Annotated in this window: 17 protein-coding genes and 3 pseudogenes; all 20 read right to left on the reverse strand. The window is 26.5% G+C overall.

The window, feature by feature from the left end; genetic code table 11:
* Nucleotide 1: 1 nt before the first annotated feature.
* Nucleotides 2-1,036 carry a dual-specificity RNA methyltransferase RlmN gene (gene rlmN / locus CSGHG_RS03715; protein WP_010292820.1) on the reverse strand — a complete coding sequence of 345 codons (1,035 nt, stop codon included), beginning with the start codon at nt 1,034-1,036 and terminating at the stop codon, nt 2-4.
* An 8-nt stretch (nt 1,037-1,044) separates the two neighbouring features.
* The gene (gene rsmB, locus CSGHG_RS03720; protein ID WP_010292822.1) at nt 1,045-2,373 is read right to left on the reverse strand and encodes a 16S rRNA (cytosine(967)-C(5))-methyltransferase RsmB; all 1,329 of its coding nucleotides are present in this window, start codon (nt 2,371-2,373) and stop codon (nt 1,045-1,047) included.
* 20 nt (nt 2,374-2,393) lie between these two features.
* Nucleotides 2,394-3,080 carry a zinc metallopeptidase gene (locus tag CSGHG_RS03725; protein ID WP_010292823.1) on the reverse strand — a complete coding sequence of 229 codons (687 nt, stop codon included), beginning with the start codon at nt 3,078-3,080 and terminating at the stop codon, nt 2,394-2,396.
* 44 nt (nt 3,081-3,124) lie between these two features.
* Nucleotides 3,125-4,057, reverse strand: coding sequence for a methionyl-tRNA formyltransferase (gene fmt, locus CSGHG_RS03730; protein WP_010292824.1), 933 nt, complete (start codon nt 4,055-4,057; stop codon nt 3,125-3,127).
* Nucleotides 4,058-4,074: 17 nt separating this feature from the next.
* On the reverse strand, nt 4,075-4,515 hold the full coding sequence (gene def, locus CSGHG_RS03735; RefSeq protein ID WP_010292825.1) for a peptide deformylase: 441 nt from the start codon (nt 4,513-4,515) through the stop codon (nt 4,075-4,077).
* A 60-nt stretch (nt 4,516-4,575) separates the two neighbouring features.
* A pseudogene (gene priA / locus CSGHG_RS19790) lies at nt 4,576-6,788 on the reverse strand (primosomal protein N').
* 252 nt (nt 6,789-7,040) lie between these two features.
* Nucleotides 7,041-8,234 (reverse strand): bifunctional phosphopantothenoylcysteine decarboxylase/phosphopantothenate--cysteine ligase CoaBC, encoded by a 1,194-nt coding sequence (coaBC, locus tag CSGHG_RS03745; protein WP_010292832.1) that lies wholly within the window; start codon nt 8,232-8,234, stop codon nt 7,041-7,043.
* A gap of 1 nt (nt 8,235) precedes the next feature.
* Entirely contained in the window at nt 8,236-8,469 is a 234-nt protein-coding gene (gene rpoZ / locus CSGHG_RS03750; protein WP_010292834.1) for a DNA-directed RNA polymerase subunit omega, read from the reverse strand.
* Between the two features lie 3 nt (nt 8,470-8,472).
* Complete coding sequence (gmk, locus tag CSGHG_RS03755) at nt 8,473-9,072, reverse strand: guanylate kinase (protein WP_042316032.1); 600 nt, start codon at nt 9,070-9,072, stop codon at nt 8,473-8,475.
* 1 nt (nt 9,073) lies between these two features.
* A complete protein-coding gene (remA, locus tag CSGHG_RS03760) occupies nt 9,074-9,349 on the reverse strand; it encodes an extracellular matrix/biofilm regulator RemA (protein ID WP_010292837.1) in 276 nt (91 codons plus the stop codon).
* A gap of 14 nt (nt 9,350-9,363) precedes the next feature.
* On the reverse strand, nt 9,364-10,242 hold the full coding sequence (locus tag CSGHG_RS03765) for a YicC/YloC family endoribonuclease (protein ID WP_010292839.1): 879 nt from the start codon (nt 10,240-10,242) through the stop codon (nt 9,364-9,366).
* Nucleotides 10,243-10,464: 222 nt separating this feature from the next.
* Nucleotides 10,465-11,616: an aminotransferase class I/II-fold pyridoxal phosphate-dependent enzyme gene (locus CSGHG_RS03770; protein WP_010292840.1), complete on the reverse strand. Its 1,152-nt coding sequence runs from the start codon at nt 11,614-11,616 to the stop codon at nt 10,465-10,467.
* A gap of 1,592 nt (nt 11,617-13,208) precedes the next feature.
* Nucleotides 13,209-14,557: pseudogene (locus tag CSGHG_RS19795) on the reverse strand (NCS2 family permease).
* Between the two features lie 298 nt (nt 14,558-14,855).
* On the reverse strand, nt 14,856-15,536 hold the full coding sequence (locus CSGHG_RS03780; protein WP_010292841.1) for an ABC transporter ATP-binding protein: 681 nt from the start codon (nt 15,534-15,536) through the stop codon (nt 14,856-14,858).
* Between the two features lie 14 nt (nt 15,537-15,550).
* Nucleotides 15,551-18,021 (reverse strand): annotated as a pseudogene (locus CSGHG_RS24820) (ABC transporter permease).
* Nucleotides 18,018-18,497 carry a GNAT family N-acetyltransferase gene (locus tag CSGHG_RS03790; RefSeq protein ID WP_010292845.1) on the reverse strand — a complete coding sequence of 160 codons (480 nt, stop codon included), beginning with the start codon at nt 18,495-18,497 and terminating at the stop codon, nt 18,018-18,020. The pseudogene CSGHG_RS24820 and the gene CSGHG_RS03790 overlap by 4 nt, the downstream one beginning before the upstream one ends.
* Nucleotides 18,498-18,519: 22 nt before the next feature.
* A complete protein-coding gene (locus CSGHG_RS24085; RefSeq protein ID WP_235700102.1) occupies nt 18,520-18,729 on the reverse strand; it encodes a hypothetical protein in 210 nt (69 codons plus the stop codon).
* 17 nt (nt 18,730-18,746) lie between these two features.
* On the reverse strand, nt 18,747-19,274 hold the full coding sequence (locus CSGHG_RS19805; protein ID WP_235700103.1) for a hypothetical protein: 528 nt from the start codon (nt 19,272-19,274) through the stop codon (nt 18,747-18,749).
* Between the two features lie 71 nt (nt 19,275-19,345).
* Nucleotides 19,346-21,058 carry an ABC transporter ATP-binding protein gene (locus CSGHG_RS03800; RefSeq protein WP_010292847.1) on the reverse strand — a complete coding sequence of 571 codons (1,713 nt, stop codon included), beginning with the start codon at nt 21,056-21,058 and terminating at the stop codon, nt 19,346-19,348.
* 28 nt (nt 21,059-21,086) lie between these two features.
* Entirely contained in the window at nt 21,087-21,581 is a 495-nt protein-coding gene (locus tag CSGHG_RS03805) for a GNAT family N-acetyltransferase (RefSeq protein WP_010292849.1), read from the reverse strand.
* Between the last annotated feature and the right edge of the window lie 81 nt (nt 21,582-21,662).

Raw genomic sequence — 21,662 nt, forward strand, 5'->3', positions numbered from 1 at the left:
GTTACAACTCCTTTTTTTCTAAATAACTTCTTCTAAGTTGTCCACAAGCTGCATTTATATCTAAGCCCATCTCTTTTCTAACAGTGGTCTCTATGCCATTCTTTATTAAAATGTCTTTAAAATTATTTATTTCCTTTATATTAGCCCTTTTTAGTTCACTTTCCTTTATTTCATTTATTGGTATCAAATTCACATGGCAAAGCATACCTTTTAATATCTTAGACAATTCTAATGCATCCTCTTCTCTATCATTAAATCCTTTTACCAATGCATATTCAAAAGTTATTCTTCTATTAGTTTTATCTATGTAATAATTGCATGCTTCTAATAATTCATCTATATTAAAAGCTTTAGCTATAGGCATAGTTTGTTTTCTCATTTCATTGTTAGGAGCGTGAAGTGAAATAGCAAGAGTTATCTGCATATCTTTATCTGCTAATTCTTTTATTTTAGGAACTATACCACAAGTAGATAATGTTATATGCCTTTGCCCAATATTTAATCCATAATCTGCATTTACAAGTTCTAAAAATTTAATAACATTTTCAAAGTTATCAAGTGGTTCCCCACTTCCCATAAGAACAACATTTGATATTCTTTCTCCTAATTCTTCTTGTGCTTTTATTATTTGTCCTAAAATCTCTCCGCTAGTTAGATTACGAACAACACCATCTATTGTAGACGCACAAAACTTACATCCCATTCTACAGCCTACTTGAGTAGACACGCATATAGAATTTCCATGTTTATATTGCATAACTACAGATTCTATCAAATTATTGTCCTTCATTTTATATAAATATTTTCTTGTATTCCCATCAACAGAATTGTATTTTTCTAATACTTTAGGAACCCCAATATAAAAATTATCTTTTAATTTTTCCTTAGTGGATTTTGATAAATTTTTCATATCATCAAAATTATATACATATTTGTAAATCCACGAAAAAACCTGTTTTGCTCTAAACTCACTTTCTCCATTTTCCTTCATCCAAAGCTTTAATTCATTAACGTTTAAGTCCAATATATTTTTCACAATTGCACCTACCCAATCCTACGTATTTTGACAATAAAGAAGCCATCCATAAATTTATTAGGTAGTATAGTTACCTCTCCACTATCACCATAAATTATATTATCCACATTTCCAAAAAATAAAGGTTCTAATTTAAAATTAGGATGATTTTTTAGAAACCATTGAATATTTTTTTCATTTTCTTCTTTATTTAAAGTACAAGTGGAATATAAAATAACTCCATCCTTTTTTACATATTTTGCTGCATTATTCATTATACTTCTTTGAATTTCAACTATTGATTTTAATTCTTTTTGATTTTTAGTATACTTGATTTCCGGTTTTTTTCTTATAATTCCTAGTCCAGAACAAGGAACATCTATTAATACCCTGTCTGCATATTTGTTAAATTCTTTTTTATACACAGATGCATCTAATGTTTCACATTTAATATTATTTATATTAAGTCTTTTTGCATTATCTTTTATAAGTGATAATTTATTTTCATGTATGTCAAAAGCTAAAACTTCACCTGTATTATCCATGATTTCAGAAATATGTGTCGTTTTTCCTCCTGGTGCGCTACATAAATCTAAAACTCTGGAATCACTATTAAGTTCCATTGATGGAGCTACTAACATGGCACTCTCATCTTGAACAGTTACATAGCCTTCTTTGAATAAACGATTATCTTCAATATTTCTCCCATTTACAATTCTAATAGCTTCTGGAGCAACATATCCTTCTGATACTTGGTATCCCTCATTTTCCATACTATTATAAATCTCTTCATATTCACCTTTTATTTCATTTACCCTTACAGTTAGTGCAGGTCTTTCATTTAATCCTATTAATATTTTTTCAGTTGTTTTTCTACCATATTGTTTTATAAAATGTTCTACTAACCATCTTGGAAAAGAATATTCAAAACATAGCTTTTCAATAGGGTCCTCTCCACAATAACTTTTTTCTAAATTCCTTAAGTAATTTCTTAATACTCCATTCACTAATTTTGATGCACCTAAAGATGAATTTTTCTTTGTTAAATTTACAGCTTCATTTACTGCAGCAAATGGAGGTATTTTATCTAAATACTTTATTTGATATATGGATATTCTTAATATATTTAGCACAAAGTCTTCTAGTTTTTTGAAGTTCTTTCCAGTAAAACTTTGTATTATTTTATCTATTGTATATTTATATTTTATCGTTCCATAAACAATTTCAGTTACCAAGCCTTTATCAACATCACTTAAATCACTTTTATTAAGTTCTTTACCTAATACAATATTAGAATATGCCTTATTATTAAAAACTTGTGTTATAACATCTACTGCTATTTGTCTAGCATTATTCATTTTTTTACCTCGATTAAAATTTATTCATTTCTGTCTCTAATTGCTAAAAGTCTTATCAATTGTGATACTGCAGTTATAACTGCTGCAACATAAGTAAGAGCTGCTGCATTTAATACTTTCTTAGCACCATTTACTTCATCCCCTACTAGTATTCCTTTAGACCTAATTATTTCTATAGCTCTATTGGATGCATTAAATTCAACTGGCAATGTTACAAGTTGAAATAATACTGTAGCTGAAAATAATATAATACCTATATTTATTAATGGATTTATACTAAAAATTATACCTAAGAAAAATAAAAACCAAGATGCATTTGATCCTATATTAGCAATAGGCACTAATGCACTTCTAACTTTTATAGGTCCGTACCCTTCTTTATGTTGAATTACATGACCTATCTCATGTGCCGCTACGCCTATTGACGCTATTGATGTACCATTATAAACATCTCTTGACAATCTAACAACTCTTCTTTGTGGATCATAATGGTCTGTTAAATTTCCTCCTATCATTTCTATAGGAACATCAAATAATCCATGTGCATCTAATATCATCCTAGCTACATCCTTACCTGTATATCCCATTTTGCTATAAACTTTGGAATACCTAGCAAATGTAGATGAAATATTCATCTGTGCCCACATAGAAATCAAAAGAGCTGGTATAAGTATTAACATTGTAGAATCAAAATAGAATGGATACATAATCAGCAACCTCCTACATCTTTTATTTTATAGATTTTCATAATTTATTTATGTAAAACTATATTTTCTTCTATTGAATTTCCTTTTATATATTCTGACACTTTCATAGCTTTTTTATTAGGGAATTGAATTTTTTTTGCTAATAGAATACCATCTTTTGTTGATATTCTCATTCCCTTCTTATCAACCTTCAGTATAGTTCCAGGAGTTTTTGTAGACTTTTCAGTTAAAACCTCTGATTCTAGAACTTTCATCATCTTATCCTCATAATAACTATAAGCAATCGGGAATGGATTTAATCCTCTTATAAAATTATGCACTTCTTGCGCACTTTTATTCCAATCAATATTAGCCATATCTCTATTTAACATATGAGCATAACAACTTAAATCATCATTTTGCTTTTCTGGTATTACTTCATTATTATATAACTTTTTTAAAGTTTCTATAAGCAACGGTGCACCTGTTTCCTTTAAAATTTCATATAATTCTCCTGCTGTCATTTTTTCAGTAATTTCAACTGTATTTTTTAAAAGCATATCTCCAGTATCAAGACCTACATCCATAAGCATAGTAGTATTTCCCGACACTTTATCTCCTGCCATGATAGAATAATGTATAGGCGCTGCTCCTCTAAATCTTGGAAGCAATGATCCATGTAAATTTATGCAACCATATCTAGGTATTTCTAACACTTCTTTAGGTAATATTTGGCCAAAAGCTACTACTACTATAAAATCTGGTTCTATAGCCTTTATTTTATCTATGGTTTCTTGATTCTTTCTAATTTTTTCTGGCTGATATACCTCTATATTATGTTTCAAAGCCACCTCTTTAACTGGAGACATTGCTAAAGACTTGCCTCTTCCTTTTGGTCTATCCGGTTGAGTAACTACAGCTTTAACTTCAAATTCTTTTATTAATGCTTCTAAAGAAGGAACTGCAAAATCTGGCGTTCCCATAAATACTATTTTCATCTTTGACATATTATCACCTACATTTCTATTTTATCTATATAAAGAACTCCATCTAAATGGTCTATTTCATGACAAAACGCTCTTGCTAAAAAATCTTCTCCTTCAATAGTGAACCATTCACCATCTTCATTCATAGCCTTAACCTTAACATATTGTGGTCTTCTAACTTTTCCATGCTCATTAGGAATACTTAAACATCCTTCTAAATCAACTACTTCTCCTTTTGATTCAAGTATTTCAGGGTTTATTAATACAATAGGACCTTCTCCTATATCCACTACAACAACTCTTTTTAAAATTCCTACTTGTGGAGCTGCAAGTCCAACACCATTAGATTCATACATAGTTTCTTTCATATCTTTAATTAATGTTAACAACCTATCATTTATTTCATTAACTATTTTACATTTCTTTCTTAACACTTCATCTTCTTGTGTTCTAATTTGTCTTAATGCCATAATAATTCTCCTTTTCCTTAACTTTAACTATTTTTATAAAATTATATTATATATATAATTTTATATCATATTATTCGGATTTACATCTATACTAGTTCTTATATCATTATAAACATTTTCTAGCTCTTCATAAACAAATTTTTTTATATTCATTGCTAAATCTTCTTTTATTTTACCCTTAATAATTATTTGCCATCTATAATAATTTTTTATTTTAGATATACCACAAGGACATGGTCCTAATATAGACACCTCTTGATTTCTTTCTAATAAACTTTTTAGTTTATAACCTAATCGTTGAACATTTTCTATAAGAAAATTCTCCTTTTCACTACTAAAATTCATACTCATTATTTTAGAAAAAGGTGGATAATTTAAAAGTTTTCTAAGTTGCAATTCTTCTTTCATAAAACTTGAATAATCATTTTTAGCGGCATAGTTTATACTATAATTATCAGGAGTATATGTCTGTACAACTACTTTCCCATCTTTTTTATCCCTTCCAGCTCTACCTGCTACCTGCGTTATCAATTGAAAGGTTCTTTCTGTAGATTTATAATCTGGTATATTTAATGATAAATCTGCTGCAATTACACCTACTAATGTGACATCCGGAAAATCTAATCCTTTAGCTATCATTTGAGTCCCTATAAGTATATTAGCACTTTTATTTTTAAATTTATTATACAATACTTCATAAGCATTTTTTTCCCTTGTCGTATCAAAGTCCATTCTTATAGTTTTTGCATTTGGAAACATTTTATTTACTTGATTTTCAAGTTGCTCAGTTCCTATTCCAAAATGCTTTACATACTTACTACCACATTTAGGACAAATCCTAGGTTTTTGAACCTTATTTCCACAATAATGACAATTTAACGATGCTTGATTATTATGATATGTCAATGATATATCACATCTATCACATTTAAAAACATACCCACACCCTCTACAAGATACAAAGGTTGAATATCCTCTTCTGTTTAAAAATAATATTATCTGTTCATCTTTACTCAAAGCTTCTTTAATACTTTTATAGAGCTCATTACTAAAAATACTCCTATTTCCATTTGCAAGTTCTTCTCTCATATCTGAAACAAAAATTTCTGGCAATTTATTATTTACAGCTCTATTATTTAGTGTAATTATATCATATTCACCTATAAGACCTTTGTAATATGTTTCTATAGAAGGTGTAGCTGAACCTAAAACTAATTTGCAATCTTCAAGTTGAGTTTTGATTTCACCAATTTCTCTTGAAACATACTTAGGATCACTTTCTGACTTATAACTAGCTTCATGTTCCTCATCTATAACTATAAGCCCTAGTTTTTCAAAAGGTAGAAACAATGCAGACCTAGCACCTATAGCAAGTTTGACTTTTCCCATCTTAACTCGCATCCACTCATCAAATCTTTCTCCATCATTTAATTTACTATGAAAAATTGCAACATCTTTTCCAAACCTACCTTTAAATCTTTCTACCATCTGTGGAGTAAGAGAAATCTCTGGTATTAATATTATAGAATCTTTTCCATTATTCATCATACTTTCTACTAAATTCATATATATTTCTGTTTTTCCACTACCAGTTATCCCGTGTATTAAAAATTGTTTTTTTGATGAATTTAAAATATTATCTACTGCATTTTTTTGATCTTTGTTCAATATTTTTTTTTCATATTTTTTGTATTCTTTTACATTATACCTATCTACTATACTTTCTTCACACTTTAAAAAATCATATTTTATTAAAGTATTTATAGATGATAATGAAAAACCTTTTTCTTTTGACACTTCCGACTTACTATAAATTCCGTTATTAGCCTTTATAAATTCATATATATTTATATACTTTTCTTTTAAATATTTCTCTTCCAATGGCTTAGATATCATAACTACCAACTTAGTTTTAAACTTTATTCCCTTTGTAATAGACGTAGGTATTATTACTTTTATAGCCTCTAGATAAGTACATAAATATTTTCTTCTCATTATCTCTATAAGCTTTATATCAGTATGTTTTAATAATGGAAACTCATCACATATAGACTTCACATATTTAATTTTTTTATATTTTCTTTATCTATATCATCTTCTTTATAAAAATTTATAACAAATCCATCTATAAATTTATTTCCAAATCCAAAAGGAACTTTAACCCTATGACCAACCAATATGTCATCTTTCAAGTTGTCTGGGACTTTATAAGTAAATATTTTATCTAACTTTACCGCTTCATTATTTACTATTATCCCAACATAATCCTTCATATTTACCTCTCTTTCATACTAATATCTAAATATTAATATAGGGTTATAAATTTAAAATTAAATTTATCTTTTATGAAATAAATTTTTAACATTAAATATAACTATTAATGCTAAAACTCCCTGTATAGGTTAAATATTAATGTTATATCCCTATAAAAATTAACTTTTAATATTATACCATAATTTCAAAACCAACTACTATTTTCCCCTATATATTTATATATAAAAATAAAAAAGCGACAATGTCGCTTTTTATTTTAAATCCTTAATTACAATATCAAATAAACTTTCAGCTACTTTTTTCTTATCCATTACTTCTAAAGGAATCAAAGTCTCATCTTTCTTAATAATTGTAACTTTGTTCGTATCTTTAGCAAATCCAGCATCATTATCAGTTATATCATTAGCCACTATGTAATCTAAATTCTTATTTTTTATCTTACCTTTTGCATTTTCAATTAAATTATGGCTTTCTGCTGCGAAACCAACTAATATTTGATTTTTTTTCATTTTACCTAAAGATTTCAATATATCATTATCTCTTGTAAATTCTAAAACTAAATCTCCAGATCCTTTTTTTATCTTTTCTTCAGAATAGCTTTTTATTTTATAATCCGCAACTGCAGCTGATTTTACAACTATATCACTATCTGCAAATCTTTTTAATACTTCATCATACATATCAGAATTGCTTTGTATTGATATAAATTCTAGTCCAGTTGGTGGTTTTAAATTGGTAGGTCCACTTATTAAAGTAACCTCTGCACCTCTATCTCTTGCTTCTTCTGCTATAGCATACCCCATCTTACCACTTGATCCATTTGTTATATATCTCACTGGATCAATTCTTGATATAGTTGGACCTGCTGTCACTAATACTTTTTTACCTTTTAAATCTTTTTTACTGTTTAATTTACTTAATATAAATTCTGTAATGCTTTCTGTATCAGCAAGCTTTCCATCACCAACATCACCACAAGCTAATCTTCCACTTTCAGGTGCTATAAATTCATATCCTAAACCTTTTAACTTAGATATATTATCTTGAACTATTGAATTTGTATACATATTTGTATTCATAGCTGGAGCAAAAATAACCGGAGCCTTAGTTGCCATTATTGTTGTAGATAACATATCATCTGCAATACCATTTGCAACTTTTCCAATTATATTAGCTGTAGCAGGAATTATAGCCATAAGATCCGCTTTTTTAGCTAATGATACATGTTGTATTTCCCATGCTCTAGGTTCTTCAAACATATCCGTAATAACCATATTTTGGCTTAATGATTGAAAACTAAGAGGACTCACAAATTCAGTAGCTGATTTCGTCATTATAACATGTACATTAACATTTTTCTTTTTTAATCTACTTATAACATCTAAAGCTTTGTAAACAGCTATTCCGCCACATACGCCTATAACTACTGTTTTCTCTTTGCTCATCTTACTTTAAGCCCTCTTTCACATCTTGGCTTTCAGATAATAATGCATCTTGATTAATCTCTTTTATAGCTATAGTAACTGGTTTTGTACTTTCAGTTTCTATTAATGGTTCTGAACCATCGATTATTTGTCTTGCTCTTTTAGAAGCTGCTACTACTAATGAGTATCTGTTTTCAACCTTATTTAATAAATCTACTATTGATGGGTTAATCATTGAACTGTTGTTATTTTTCATATATTAGAACCTCCCTAGTATTTCATCTTTTATTTTATAAACTCTACATTTTTCAGCCATTATTATGCTTTCAATTTTCTTTACAGCATCTTCAACTCTATCATTAACTACTGCATAATCATATTTTGATGCAAAAGAAATTTCATCATAAGCGGCACTCAATCTAGTTTTTAATGATTCTGGTGTTTCACTACCTCTATTTGTTATTCTTGACTCTAATTCTTCCATTGATGGAGGAAGTATAAATATAAATACTCCATCTGGATAAGCAGACTTTATTTTAAGTGCACCTTGTATATCTATTTCTAATATTACATCCCTACCATTTTCAAGCATTTCAAAAACTTTACTTTTAGGTGTTCCATAAAAATTACCATATACTTCAGCATACTCTAAAAAATCATCATTTTCAATTTTTTTTAAGAAATCTTCTCTTGGTGTAAAAAAATAATTTATTCCATCAACTTCTCCTGCTCTAGGAGATCTTGTAGTTGTCGAAACTGATATCCATATATCATTTTTTTCTAATAAAGCCTTACAAACAGTACCTTTTCCAGCCCCTGACGGACCTGATATAACTAATAATTGCCCTTTAACTGCCATATTATTCATCAACCTCATCTATATGATGGTCGTCTTCTTTTGATGATAACCTATGAGCAACAGTCTCTGGTTGTACTGCTGATAATATTACATGATCACTGTCTGTTATTATTACGGCTCTTGTTCTTCTTCCATATGTAGCATCAATAAGCATACCTCTATCTCTCGCTTCTTGAATGATTCTCTTTATTGGTGCTGATTCTGGGCTTACAATTGCAACTAACCTATTAGCTGAAACTATGTTTCCAAATCCTATGTTTATTAATTTTATACCCATTAGTGTCCTCCTATTTACTCTATATTTTGAGCTTGTTCTCTGATTTTTTCTATTTCACTTTTAATTTCTAATGCTAAATTAGTTATACTTAAATCTGTAACTTTAGATGCTATTGTATTTGTTTCTCTATTCATTTCTTGAATTATAAAATCAAGTTTTCTACCTATAGGTCCTTCTATTTTTAAAGTTTCTTTTACTTGACATATATGACTGTTTAATCTTACTATTTCTTCATCAATTGCAGTTTTATCTGCAAGTAATGCAACTTCCATAACAAATCTATTTTCATCTATTTGAGTATCCTCTAAAAGTTCTTTAAGTCTTTTTCTTAATTTTTCTCTATACTCTAATATTGTGTCAGGCACTCTTTCACCTATTTGATTTACATAATCTAAAACTAAATCACATTTTTTCTCTATATCTTGTCTTAGCTTTTCTCCTTCTTCTAATCTCATAGTTAAAAGAGAATCCATTGCAATATTTAAAGAAGCTTGTAATTCTTTCCAAACTTCTTCTAAATTTTCTTCCTTCTGTTCAAGAGTAATGGCCTCTGGAAGCCTTGCTAAACTCATAGTTGAAATGTCATCTCTTAAATCATACATATTTTGAACTTTATTTAAACAATTCATATAACTTTTTATTAGTTCTTCATTCAAAACAGCTTCTACATTTTCTTTTTCAAGTGTCTTTTGAGTTATAAATACGTCTACTTTACCTCTTTTTATTTTTTCACTTAAAACTTTTCTTATACCATCTTCTAATGAGATTAAAGCTCTTGGCATTCTTACATTTAGTTCAAAATATCTGTGATTAACACTTTTTATTTCTACAATAAAATTTGAGTGCCCATTCGGTACACTCCCACGCCCAAAGCCCGTCATGCTTTTTATCATTTATCAACGCATCCTTCCGAGTTCTTTGTAAAATTCTTTATTCACTATTATACAAAATTTACATTATCAATTTCAAGTTAAAAATATATGTATTATTTAGCATTTTGAATTATTTAATAGGAAATTAAAGAAAATCTGATTTTTTAAAGAGTAAATAGAGGCAAAACAGCCTCTACTTTTCAAATTTGTTAAACTTTATACATACTATCATTTTTATAACTTTTATTCATATTTGTCAAGACTTGAAAGAGAGTTTTCAATTATATTGTATGGTTGTGTTAATGCTATTCTAAAATAATCATACCCTAAAGTACCAAAAATATCTCCTGGTGTAACTATAATTCCATACTTATTTAAAAGTTCTAAGCAAAATTCATAAGTTGTATATCCTTTAGGTGTCTTGCACCAAATATAAAATGTAGAATAACTATCAAAAAATTTAATATTTTTTTCTTTTAATATTTTTTTCACCAAAACTCTTCTTTTGCTATATTCTTCTTTTAATTGTTTATTATATTCATCCCCTAGTTTTAAAGCATTAATAGCAGCATATTGTATTGGCATAAACTGGCCAGAATCTAAGTTGCTTTTTACTTTAATTAAGTTCTTAATTACTTCTTTATTTCCCACAGCATATCCAACCCTAAAGCCAGTCATATTATACAACTTAGAAAAGCTTCCAAATTCTACAACTGTTTTTTCTTTATCAAATTGTAATATGCTTATAGGTTTTATATCTTGTTCTATTATTTCACAATATGCAGCATCATTGCAAACAATTATATTATTTTTTTTAGCAAATTTAACTACTCTTTCAAAAAATTCTTCCGTTGCATTTGCTCCAGTTGGATTATTGGGATAATTAATAAACATTAACTTAGCTTTTGTTACTGTATTTTCTGGTATATTATCTAAATCTATTAAATAATTATTTTCCTCTTTTAATGGTACTGTACACGGAAAACAACCCCATAATTTAGATGCTATATAATAAACTGGATATCCTGGTTCTGGTACTAAAACAGTATCTCCTACATCACATACTGAAGGTATTACATTACTTATTCCTTCTTTTGAGCCTATTAGTATAACTATTTCCTCTTCTTCTAATTGTACACTAAATTTGTCTTTATAATACTTTATTATTTGCAATTTTAATTGTTCTAACCCATCATAAGGAGGATATTTATTAAAACCCTTTTTATTCATACCTTCAATTAATCCTTCCTTTATGTTTTCATCTACTAGTAAATTAGGATCTCCTATACTTAAATCTACTACTTTTTTGCCCATGGATATCCTTTTTTCTCTTATATAATCCAGATTTTTAAAGTGGTATTCACCTATACCATTTAATCTATTATTTATCTTCATAAAATCACCTTGCAAATTACTAATATAACTTATGGTATTCTCATATGTCATAAAATGTTCCAATAATATATATTTTTACATAATATACAAAATTAATTTAATTTATTCTTTTATCTTTCATATAAATTTAATTATATGAGTTATAAACTTATCATTCTCAATTGATAATACATTGTGTTTATTATTGATTAAATCTAAACTTTAATATATATCTAAATTATAGAAAAGTTTATCTTCATATTTATGTAACTATAAATATATTACTTTATTCAATATATTCATAAAAATACTATTCTAAAACATAAAACTATCTTCACAAAATACATTTTTTTAATAAAATTTCAATCCAATCCATGTCTACAAATTTGATTTTATCTTATTACAAATTTTAAAATTGAAAATCCCAAAGCAAGTATCACAGCACATGAAATACATTTATCAACCTCTTTATTTTTTAATTCTGAATGACTTTGATTAACATTGACACACCCAACAATGGCACTAATAATCTGCTCCAGTTTTCCAAATACCTAAAATCTGCATACCTGCAAATATTATAATGCTTATAGCACAAATACTTCTAATTAAATACAGCACTTTTCATCTGCTTGTTTTTGAATCCATCTAACTCTCACTTTTACCATTGTAACTCCGATATATTCCAACTTAAAGTTTATAATTTAATACCATATATTCTCACTATACACAATTCGTAGATTATAATCTCAGTAATTATTTTTAAAACTGATATTTATATAAATATCAGTTTTCTTGTGTTAAAATCTTTAACCATAGTATAACTATGGGGTTTATTACTGCTAACCATGAAAATTTCAATTTGGATTGTTTCTTTTTCTAATATAAAAGTGTTTTTATATTTTACTATTTAAGGCATTTATTTGAATGTTTACTTGCAACATCATCAACTCTACTTATCCATCTTTTTAAATTAAAGTAAAGGCTATTAATATGTATAATTCTTATGGTTATGGTTATCTATACATAGAATAAAATGTTTCCTATACGATTATCATATAGGTCTTCTAATTCATTAACAGTAACTCTGCCAGTATACAACAATTCAATTATTATATTACCGTCTCTATCAAGTGCTGTACCAGCACAAACCCATTATTTACTTATATACCACTTTTATACCACTTTTTAACTTATTCCTCCTCTTTTACGAAAACATCTTGACATATTGCAGTTATATGCTAAGAACCCTTCGTCTGCTTCAACTATGTCATTAACAAAGCCTAATAAATGTTTTATCTTTAATTTTGCTATTATTTAATTAAGATATCTTATTAAACTTAATCTTTTTAAGTTAAACAGCATTTTTTTAATATAGTTATTTTTTAAATCACTTTAAACTTATTTTTATATTTATATAATTTCTACGTCTTATAACCTGTTTATTTTATCATTTGATAACATTTTTCACTTAATCCACTAATCCTGCATATCTATATATACATAAACTTTTACGTTTCATATTTTAAATTAAATTTTTATATAAAAATAAGTAAATCTTCAAAGTAATAATTTCTTTGTTGAAGATTTACTTATTATAAATTTTAATGTCAATATTAATGAGAAGCTATAATTTTTATAAAAAATACTATTGCTAGAACATACATTACTGGCGAAATTTTCTTCTTTTCTTTACTAACTATATTACTTATAAAATTCATACTAGCGTAAGCTAAAACACCTATTGTTAATCCATCTCCTATACTATAAGTTAAAGGCATCAATGCTATTGTTAAGAAAGCTGGCACCCCTTCTGTAAAGTCTGAAAAATCTATATTTTTTATGCTATCAATCATATAAAATCCAACTATTATAAGTGCTGGCGCTGTAGCCGCTGATGGTATTGCTATAAATATTGGTGAAAAGAATAATGCCATTAAAAATAATATTCCTGTAACAACTGAAGCTAAGCCTGTTCTTGCACCTGCTGCTACTCCTGCTGAACTTTCAACATAAGTTGTAACAGTAGATGTTCCTAAAATAGATCCTACAGTAGTTCCTATAGCATCAACTAATAATGCCTTACCTGCATTTTTAACCTTTCCATCTTCATCTACCATACCTACTTTAGATGCTACCCCTACCAATGTTCCAACAGTATCGAAAAAGTCTACAAATAGGAATGTAAATACTATGGTTATAAATTGCATAATTTGTGCTTTAGAATTAAAAAAGAAAAATCTAGTTTAAATGCTATAGGCTTTAATGATTCATATTTAAATATTCCCTCTGGTAATGATATGCCGTAAGATAATGCTGATTCTGGTGATATAATTGCATACCCCCATGCAATTATAGAGCTAATCAAAATCCCCCAAAGTATAGCACCTTTAACATTCTTTTTAGAAAGTATAACTATTACCAACACTCCAACAACAGCTATTAAAGCAGTTGGACTAATTAAATTTCCCATAGCAACAGTTGTAGCATCACTTTTGATAACTATTCCCGCATTAATAAATCCTATAAATGAAATAAATAAACCTATTCCTGCTGTTACTGCATATTTTAAATTTGTAGGAATAGCATTAACAACCATTTCCCTTATATTGGTTAAAGATAATAAAATAAATATAATTCCTTCTACAAATACAGCTGTTAATGCTACATGCCAAGATATTCCCATACCTAAAACTACAGAAAATGCAAAGAAAGCATTTAATCCCATGCCTGGTGCTAATGCAAAGGGTAACTTTGCATAAAGACCCATAAATATAGTTGTTAATCCTGCTGTTAAACAAGTAGCAGTAACTATAGCACCTGGTGGCATACCTACTCCTTCTGCCCCTAAAATATTAGCATTTACTGCTATTATATAGGCCATAGTTAAAAATGTAGTTATTCCACCAACAACTTCTTTTTTTACATCTGTTGCACTATCTTGTAATGCAAAATAATTTTCCATCTTGATTCCTCCTTAACATTTTAAGTTCCAAAAGCTTTTTTTTCGTATCATTGCAAACTTTATTTTTATTTTTATTTTTTTATTTCGTATATTCTTCATCTTTATAATATCAGTTTATTTTAAAACAGTCAATGAATTTTACGTATATTTTTTATTTTTTATTTTTTTGTTCGTGTTAATCATTTTTATACATAGATTTTAAATTATTGCTTTAAAATCTATGTATGGTATTATATAACTTAATTTCATAAAGAATAAACCACCTCAAATAGAATTTGAGGTGGTTTATTCTTAAAATTTATTTATTATTAGTATTAATCTTACCGTCTTTTATTTCTATAATCCTATCACTAAAGGAAGCTGCATATTTATCATGAGTAACCATTACAATAGTCTTCTTATCATTTACATTTAACGCCTTTAATATTTCTAATACATTTTTACCAGATTCCGAATCTAAACTACCTGTAGGTTCATCTGCGAATATAATTTTAGGATTAGTAATCAAAGCCCTCGCTATAGCTACTCTCTGTTGTTGTCCTCCTGACAATTGATATGGATAACATTTTCTTTTCTCATATAAACCAACTTTATTTAGTAAAAAATCTAATCTTTCTTTATATTTTTTTTTAGGTATTCCATCATATTCAAATATAATTGATATATTATCTTCAATATTTAAATCTTCTATTAAATTATAAAACTGAAAAATAAACCCGAAGTTTTGTCGTCTTAGCTTACTTAACTTAGCATCTTTCATGTTAAATATATCACTATTTTCAAATAATATACTACCTTCACTTGGTATATCTAAAGCACTAAGAATATATAATAGCGTACTCTTACCAGCCCCAGATTGACCCATTATACTTAAAAATTCACCTTCATTAACATCTAAATTAATACCTTTTAATATTTCATAAGAATTATCACTTACATTAATCTTTTTTTTGATATTAATAGCTTTTAATATACTCATAATCAATCCCCTTATCAGTCATCTGATTTTATTTCATCTATTATATTTATCTTAGATATTTTTCTTATAGGATATATATAACTAATAATACTCATACATATAGAAATTAAAACTAGTATTATCATCAATTTACCATTCTTAATAAAAACCATATCTCCAATATAATAAGATAAAACTTTATTAATATAATTACTTAATACAGCACCTAATCCAACTCCAAAAGCGCCACTATAAGTTCCCAATATTATAGCTTCAAATAAAATACATTTACTCAAATACTCTTTAGATATTCCTAATGCTCGTTTTGTAGCATATACCTTTTTTCTAGATAAAATATTAATAGTAATGTTATTACTCATACTAACTATACATATTAAAGTAGAAATACATATTAAAACATTTACTATATTGAATATTTTTTTATTATTCTCATTATTCTGTTTATTAAGAACTGATAATTCTTGTATAGAATATTTATTTTCATATTTATTTTTAAACAACTTTTCTACTTCATATATTGTAGTTTCTATTTCATCATCATTTTCAACCTTTATAAGACACATATCCTTATCTTTTACTTTTATATCCTGTTTAAAATTATCCTTAGATATAAATAATACTTTTCCCATATTTTCAAAACTACTAACAACTCCAATTACATTATAACTTACATCTTTAATTTTTAATGAATCTTTTACTTTAATACCAGTATTTTTACTGAATGTAGTTGTTATTATAATATTTTTTTCATCATCAAGTTTTTCAAATATATCCTGTCCACCTTGTTTAATTATTTCCGTTGAAAAATTTCTTTTGTAATCAATGCCATCTATTCCAGCAATGTCAACTTTAACATCTTTAATAGTTTCTGTTGTTCTTGATTGAAATAAAGAGTTATTGATGTACTTTATATTCATAATTTCATCATGAAAATTCTCTTCCACCGAACCATCTATACTTAGCATTATATCTGCAGTCCTATATATATTCATTACTCCATTGTTTATCATTGTTTTAAGTGCAACACTTATATACATAGATGAAACAATTATTGAAATAATAACTACTATGTCTAATATATTAATGAACTGCATTATAAACTCTTTAAACAAAATATTAATTGAACCTTTAAACAAAGAAAGAATTTTTTTCAAAATCCAATTAACTATTATTAGTAAAACTTTTACTAATAATACAAAAGCAGCAATAAGTAAAAGAGCACCTAAAATTAATAAAAATACTCCATTTTCACTTTGATATTCTCTAATTAAAATTACTATTGACAGTGATAATGATAAAACCCCACAAAAATATTGAAATATTTTTTTCCTTTGCTTTTATAAGATTTCTTATCTATACCTTTTAAAAGATTTATAACAGACATCTTAAGTATATTTTTTAAAGAAATTACTATTACCATGATGCTGAAAAGTACAATTAGGACATCTATGCATAAAAATTTCACCAAACTTAAGTTAAAATATCCATCTTGTACTATATAATTTAAAACTACTTTCACAAATGGAACAGTTAATATACTGCCTATAACTATTGAACTTATGACTATAAGTAAGTTTTCCACTATAACACTTATGGCAATATCTTTTTTTGATATTCCCAAACTTCTTAATATACCTATTTGATGTAACCTTTCATAGATTATAAGTGAAAATGTTGAATATGTTAAAAATAGTGTTATAAATATAGATAGTATACCAATTATTTTTAATGCCATATCTATAGTGCCTACATATGATTTAAAATAATCTATGTCATAGCGTTGTTGAATTATAAAATCAGATGAAATTTTAGAATCTATTTCTTCAATCATATTATTTATGTTATCTAGGTTCTTTATTGTTATTCCAATTGAATAAACATTTTCATTTTGACTTAAAAGATATTGAGCATCACTAATATTAATCATCGCAGTGTTCATGTTTGAATTAAACACACCTGTATTTTTAGCTATCCCACTTATAATAAATTCTTTTTCCTTATCTTGAATTGATAGTTGTACTTTAGACCCTACTTTTAAAGAATTTTCATTTGCATATTTTTCATTAATTATAATTTTATTTTCCGTATCTTTAATTTCATACTCATCTATTAATTCTATTGGGAATGCAGATTTTTGTTTAGTAAAATTAACTCCAATAACATTTATATTCTTTAAAGTTTTAATGTCTCTTGCTATACCTCCTATTCTAGGTACAACATGACTTATTCCTTCTATATCTTTAATAGACTTTATAATATCTTCAGGGTTGAAAAAAGGATTTTTTTCATCAGATTTTGTTATTAACAATTGGCTATTTAAAGTTGTTTTTCTAAGTTGATCCTCTCTAATTTTAATAGCAGAATCTTTTATTATAGATGTAGCTAACATAATAATTGTAGATAAAACTAATGTACATGTTAGTAATATGTATCTAACCTTGTTCTTCTTTATACTGTTAAATGCTATTTTAAAAAATAACCTCATATTTCTCTTACCATTCGTGTTTTGTATTTAGATACACCTACTCTTTTTAACAACTTAACTATTTTTTTATTATGTTCAAAAGCATCTGACACTACATACTCCTTCCCCTTACCTATAGACCACTCCTCAGCACTTTTATAAAGACGGTATATAATAGAAAATATGTTTCCTACAGCCCTGCTTTTTTCCCTTACATAATAGTGCAATATATATGCATAATCATCATTTTCAAAAGCAAAATCCTTTCTATTTATCCATACCTCCACAAATCCGTGAATATCTTCACCAGATTCTACAACGAACATTCCACAATTATCATTTAATATAGACTCTTTAATTTGATTAGTACCACAATTAAATTCTAAGTTTCCTTTATAATAACTATCTTTTCCTAATTGATCTACAGATAACTCTCTCCATAATTCCAATATATTATCTAAATCAGATAATTTGGCTTCTCTAATAACAAAATTCATAAGCATACCCCCAAATTTCATTCTAATTTTCTATATTTATATTTCCTACTTTAGCATTTATATCAAATAATGCTCCATCCTCATCAATATTTATTTCATCTTTAATTTTAACTTTTTCAGCCATAGAACCTATAACGTTAAACTCAATTCCTTTTGGTATTTTAATTTTTCCATTTATAATTTCACCATTAATATCATAACTATAATCACTCTTTAAACTTTGAAAATTCAAATCAATACTTCCAATTTTTAAAAATATACTTCCTTTTTTAAGTTTCCATTATATGATATTTCTCCATTTTCTATGTGAATTTTTAAGTCATCATAATTACCTGCTATATTAACATTACCAATGTTGTTTTTTATATTTATTGACTGAATACTATTTGGAACAATTATAGTAGTTTCTACATTAATTGAATTTATAGTAGTCTTATCTTTCCAAATTGAATTTATGTTAACAACTTCATTTTCTAAAGTGCACTTAATACTATCTAGTGCATCTTGCAATTTATCTTCACTTTTTCCACCAACAAGTTTTTCTATCCTAACCTTAATTTTATCTATATTGCTTTTCTCTATTTTTAAGTTTCCACAATTATTATTTACTTCAAGTGAAGTACCTTTTATTTCATAACTGTAATCACTGGTTTCTTCTTTACTATATGGAACAATCTCCTTATTAAATTTTATTTTATTTTTATTTTTTTGAACACATGAAGTTAAAATTAAAGTAATTATAATAACACTTACAAATCCTACAATCATTTTTCTCATTCCAACCACCTCTTTCTAACTTTATCTTATAAGCAATATTTGTTTCTAAGCTTATAAATTAACTGCTTATATTACTTGTTAGAAAGCTCTTTCATAAGTTTAGAAAAATATGAGTCTTTTTTAGTTAAATATTCATAATTTCCTTCCTCAACTATTTCACCTTTTTTCATTGTATAAATACAATCGGCCTTATTTAGCAAACTCAAATTATGAGTTATTATAATCACAAGACTCTGTTTTGATAATTCTTCTAATATGTCTTTTACTCTTTTTTCATTTATAGTATCTAATGCAGCTGTTGGTTCATCAAAAATATAAATTAATGATTTTTTTACCAATGCCCTAGCAATAGATAACCTTTGTTTTTCCCCACCAGATAAATTAACTCTTTCATTAATTACAGTGTCATAACCTAATTCTAACTTTTTTATAGATTCTTCTAAATTTAAATTTTTTATAACTTCTTCTATCTTTAAATCTTCTATATCTCTACCCATTTTTATATTATTTTTAATAGATTCATTTAATAATTCTATATCTTGTGATACTAAACTTATAACACTTCTAACATCTCTTACTCCATATTCTTTTAGTTCTTTCTCATTTATTTTTATTTCACCTTCATAGGAATCATAAAATGCACTTAATAACTTTATTAAAGAACTTTTACCTGCACCAGAATCTCCAACTATTGCAAAAATTCCTTTTGATGGTAATTTTAAATTAATATTTTTTACTGCTTCACTTCCATTATTATACTTAAAATTAACATTTTTTAATTCTATCTCTTTAATATAAAGGATTTCATTTTCTTGCTTACTAGCTCTTTCAGTTTTTAAATTCATATATTCATTAATTCTATTAAATATCGGTATTATTGTATGTATGTCTATATTACTGTTCAACAATTCATATATGGGTTGTACTAATAATTGAAAATATAACCCTATAGCTACAACTGTTCCTATTGTTATTTTTCCATCCATTACAAGCAAACTTCCTATTCCATATACAATAGATAATGATGTTATCATTATTCCATTGCTAACACTATTCATTAACATACTTAACTTTCTGAACTTTAAATTGTTCCTATAATTTCTCTCTATTATTTCTTTAAACTCTTTTTTTACTTTATCCTCTTGGTTAAATGCTTTAATAGTATTAACCAATCCTACACTCCTGTTAATTTTTATGCATATTTGATCATAACTTTCTTGAATATCCTTAGACATTGGACTAAACTTATGAGATATTTTCCAATTAACAAAAAAATATATTGCATATAACAAAATAACCATTAAAGTAATTTCTTTAGATAAAATTAACATTCCAATAATAATCATAATTATTAGCACTATATTTTTTACAACAACAACGAAAAAGTTAGTAATAAATTCACTTACATTTCTACCATCATTACTTATTCTAGATACAATCGCTCCGTTATTACATCCATCAAAAAATTCCATAGGTGCATTTATTACTTTATTAAACATCTCTTCTCTAAACATTATCGTTATATTTTCACTTATTTTCATAAATACTCTATTTTTTAGATATCCAAATATAGGTTGACATATACACCCTCCAAAAAATATTAATATTCCTATTTTTAGCTTGTCAAGTGAATTACTTGGGATAACTTCATCAATCAAATATCTAGATACAATTGGAGATATAAATACAGCAATTGTATATAAAATAGTAAAAATTAAACCTATTAATTCCTGCCATTTGTATTCTTTTGCTACTTCCCATATATTGTTTAATATTTTTTTCATAATTTCTCCCTAAAGTAGATTATTTAATTTAAACAGTTTTTATTTTCTTACATAATCTATGTCTATAACTTTTCATATGATTTTTTTCTAGTATTTTCTTTAATTCATCTTCTTTATTAAGCACATCTGCACATATATACTTAAAACCATGTTTTTTCATTTCTATTATTGTATTGTCAAATAATTTTTTAGTAACACATTCTACTTTATACTCATCTTGTAAATAATCTGTATCTACATATAAATAATTTATATAAATAAATTTATCTGCAAAAAACATATAGTTAGGATTATTAAATGAAAAATTTAACATTCCTATCACTTTTTTATTTTCCACAGCAATAAATATCATTTCATCCTTATTACCTTTTAACACTTCTTCTAAAGAACTTCTAGAATGATAGATTTTATAATCATCATATTCTGTACTTTTTGCTCTTAACTCATTAATACAAAACATAATATCATTTATTCTATTTATATCACTTATATTTGCTTTACGTACTTCTATGTTTCCTTTCATTATTTACATCTCCTTTTTTATTTATCATTAAGAAATGATAAAAAGTTATATTAAATACTACCAATTCCAGAACTAATTTTC

The sequence above is a fragment of the Clostridium senegalense JC122 genome, assembly GCF_000285575.1.
In the GTDB taxonomy this organism is placed as follows: domain Bacteria; phylum Bacillota; class Clostridia; order Clostridiales; family Clostridiaceae; genus Clostridium_J; species Clostridium_J senegalense.